We start from the raw sequence: 3,036 nt of genomic DNA, 5'->3' as shown, positions 1-3,036 counted from the left end.
CGCCGGCTGGCGGCGCTGCTCGCGGCCCGCCTGTCCCGGCCGGTCACCGTTGAGTGGGGGCCCTTTTACCCGGTATTCCCCAACGACGGTATAGAGAAGGGCGTATTTCTGGCACTGACCGGGAACGTGATGCATGACGCCGCTGTTCCAGATAAGCGATACCGGCTGAGCGGTCTGCAACTCGCCGACGCGCTCGGTGATGTCCGGGCGCTGCGCGAGCGGGGGCGACCTGTGGTCCGCCTGCATTTGCACAACCGCTGGACCGGCATCGCACATTTGCTCGAAGCCGCCCGAGGAGGGGCATGAGTTCGCCCGCCCAGAGACCAATCCGGCAGACCGACGGGGTCGTCAACCCGTTGCGTGACCCACGGGACAAGCGGCTCCCACGCGTCGCTCCGCCGTGCATGCTGATCCTTTTCGGCGTGACGGGGGACCTGGCCCGCAAGAAGCTGCTACCCGCGATCTACGACCTGGCCAACCGGGGCCTGCTCCCTCCGGGGTTCTCCCTCGTCGGCTTCGCCCGACGTGATTGGGAGAATCAGGACTTCCGGGCGGTGGCCTTCGAAGCGGTCAAGGAGCACGCGCGCACACCGTTCCGCGAGGACGTATGGGAGCAGCTGTGCGCCGGCATGCACTTCGTGCAGGGAGAGCTGGACGACCCGGCCGCCTTCGACCGGCTCGCCGAGACCGTCAAGGAGCTCGACCGCACCCGCGGCGCCGGCGGAAACTACGCCTTCTACCTGTCCATCCCGCCCAAGCTCTTCCCGGTCGCCACCGAGCAGCTGCAGCGCAGCGGGCTCGCGCAGCGGCACAACGGCGGCTGGCGCCGGGTGGTCATCGAGAAGCCCTTCGGCCATGACCTGGCCAGCGCGGTGGAGCTGAACAACCTCCTCCACAAGGTCTTCCCCGAGGAGTCGATCTTCCGGATCGACCATTACCTCGGCAAGGAGACCGTCCAGAACATCCTGGCGCTGCGGTTCGCCAACACCCTCTTCGAGCCGGTCTGGAACCGGTCGTACGTCGACCACGTGCAGATCACCATGGCCGAGGACATCGGCATCGGAGGCCGGGCGGGCTACTACGACGGCATCGGCGCGGCACGGGACGTGATCCAGAACCACCTGCTGCAGCTGATGGCACTGACCGCGATGGAGGAGCCCACCTCCTTCGACGCACAGGCGGTGCGGATGGAGAAGGCGAAGGTTCTGTCGTCGGTACGGCTGCCCGACGACCTCGACCTCGCCACGGCTCGGGGCCAGTACGCCGCCGGTTGGCAGGGCGGGGTGAAGGTCCAGGGCTACCTGGAGGAGGAGGGCATCCCGTCCAACTCCACCACGGAGACCTACTCGGCGATAAAGCTCGGCATCGACTCCCGGCGGTGGGCCGGCGTGCCGTTCTACCTGCGCACCGGAAAGCGGCTGTGCCGCCGGGTGACCGAAGTGGCCGTGATGTTCCAACGCGCGCCGCATCTGCCGTTCTCGGAGACCGACACCGAGGAACTCGGCCAGAACGCGCTCGTCATCCGGGTACAGCCGGACGAGGGCGTCACCGTCAGGTTCGGCTCCAAGGTCCCCGGCACGTCGATGGAGGTCCGCGACGTCAATATGGACTTCGCCTATGGCGAGTCCTTCACCGAGGCGTCGCCGGAGGCCTACGAACGGCTCCTGCTGGACGTACTGATCGGTGATCCCCCGCTCTTCCCCCGGCAGGAGGAGGTCGAGCTCTCCTGGACGATCCTCGATCCGATCGAGGCGCACTGGGCCAAGCAAGGCAAGCCTGAGCAGTATCCCGCCGGCGGTTACGGCCCCCAGTCGGCGGACGAGCTCATGGCCCGCGACGGACGCCAGTGGAGGAGGCTCTGAGCATGCACATCGACCTCACACACACCACCACGCGGAACATCCAGGAGTCGCTCCTGCAATCCCGCCACCTCATGGGCGGCCCCGCGGTGGGCATGGTGCTCACACTGGTCATCGTGGCCGACGAGTCGGCGCAGTACGACGCCCTGCGCGCCGCCACCGAGTCGGCGCGAGAGCACCCGTGCCGGATCCTCACGGTGATCTCCCGGGACCCTCGTGGCAGCTCGTCCCGGCTCGACGCCGAGATCCGGATGGGTGAGACGGGGCCGGGCGAGACCGTGCTGCTGCGGATGTACGGTCCGCTCGCCAAGCACGCGGACTCGGTCGTCATGCCGCTGCTGGTGCCCGACACCCCGGTGGTGACCTGGTGGCCGGGCTACGCCCCGAAGGTGCCGGGCGACGATCCGCTGGGCGCGCTCGCCCAGCGGCGGGTGACCGACGCCTACGCGGCCCGCGACCGGCTGGCGACGCTGGCGCGGCTGGCGAACGCCTACAAGCCCGGCGACACCGACTTCACCTGGACCCGGCTCACCCCGTGGCGGACTCTGCTCGCCGCCTCGCTGGACCAGGACCATGGCGACATCATCTCCGGCGAGGTCGCGGCCGAACGCGACAGCCCTAGCGCCGAGCTGCTCGCCTCGTGGCTGGCGAGGCGGCTGGCGGTGCCGGTCGAGCGCACCGTCTCGGACGGTCCCGGCGTCACGGCCGTGCGGCTGAACACCTCCGAGGGCGATATCGCGGTGACCCGCCCGGACGGGCGGGTCGCCACGCTGTCGTGGCCGGCCCAGCCCGAGCGTCAGGTCGCCCTGCACCGGCGGCCGATAGCCGAGCTGCTCACCGAGGAGCTGCGGCGGCTCGATCCCGACGAGGTTTACCAGGAGACGGCCGCCTGGTTCGCCAAGAACCTCGCCACGAAGGCCCGGGAGGACCGGGCCAACGGCGACAACGCGGCGACCTCCTCGTGAGCCCGCCGACCGTCCTGGTCCATCGTGATGCCACCGTGCTGGCGAAGGCCGTGGCCGCGCGCCTCGTGACCCGGCTGGTGGACGTCCAGTCCGCTCGGGGCACGGGGTCGGTGGTCCTCACGGGGGGTGGGGTCGGCACCGCGGTGCTGCGCGAACTGGCCGCCTCGGGCGCCCGTGAGGCGATCGACTGGCGGAATCTGGACGTCTGGTGG

At 69.7% G+C, this 3,036-nt stretch carries 3 protein-coding genes and 1 pseudogene; all 4 read left to right on the top strand.

The window, feature by feature from the left end; translation table 11 throughout:
* A pseudogene (locus HKK72_RS38120) lies at nucleotides 1-306 on the top strand (glucose-6-phosphate isomerase); the annotation flags it as partial.
* Nucleotides 303-1,862, top strand: coding sequence for a glucose-6-phosphate dehydrogenase (zwf, locus tag HKK72_RS38115; RefSeq protein WP_187239245.1), 1,560 nt, complete (start codon nucleotides 303-305; stop codon nucleotides 1,860-1,862). The pseudogene HKK72_RS38120 and the gene zwf, both read left to right, overlap by 4 nt.
* Nucleotides 1,863-1,864: 2 nt before the next feature.
* On the top strand, nucleotides 1,865-2,824 hold the full coding sequence (locus tag HKK72_RS38110) for a glucose-6-phosphate dehydrogenase assembly protein OpcA (protein WP_187239244.1): 960 nt from the start codon (nucleotides 1,865-1,867) through the stop codon (nucleotides 2,822-2,824).
* On the top strand, nucleotides 2,821-3,036 hold a 216-nt coding region (locus HKK72_RS38105), incomplete at its 3' end, for a 6-phosphogluconolactonase (protein WP_187239243.1). The genes HKK72_RS38110 and HKK72_RS38105, both read left to right, overlap by 4 nt.

Source organism: Actinomadura sp. HBU206391 (genome assembly GCF_014323665.1).
GTDB lineage: Bacteria > Actinomycetota > Actinomycetes > Streptosporangiales > Streptosporangiaceae > Actinomadura_C.
Note: the sequence above shows the minus strand (reverse complement) of the source record. Positions and strands in the feature narration are given on the sequence as shown.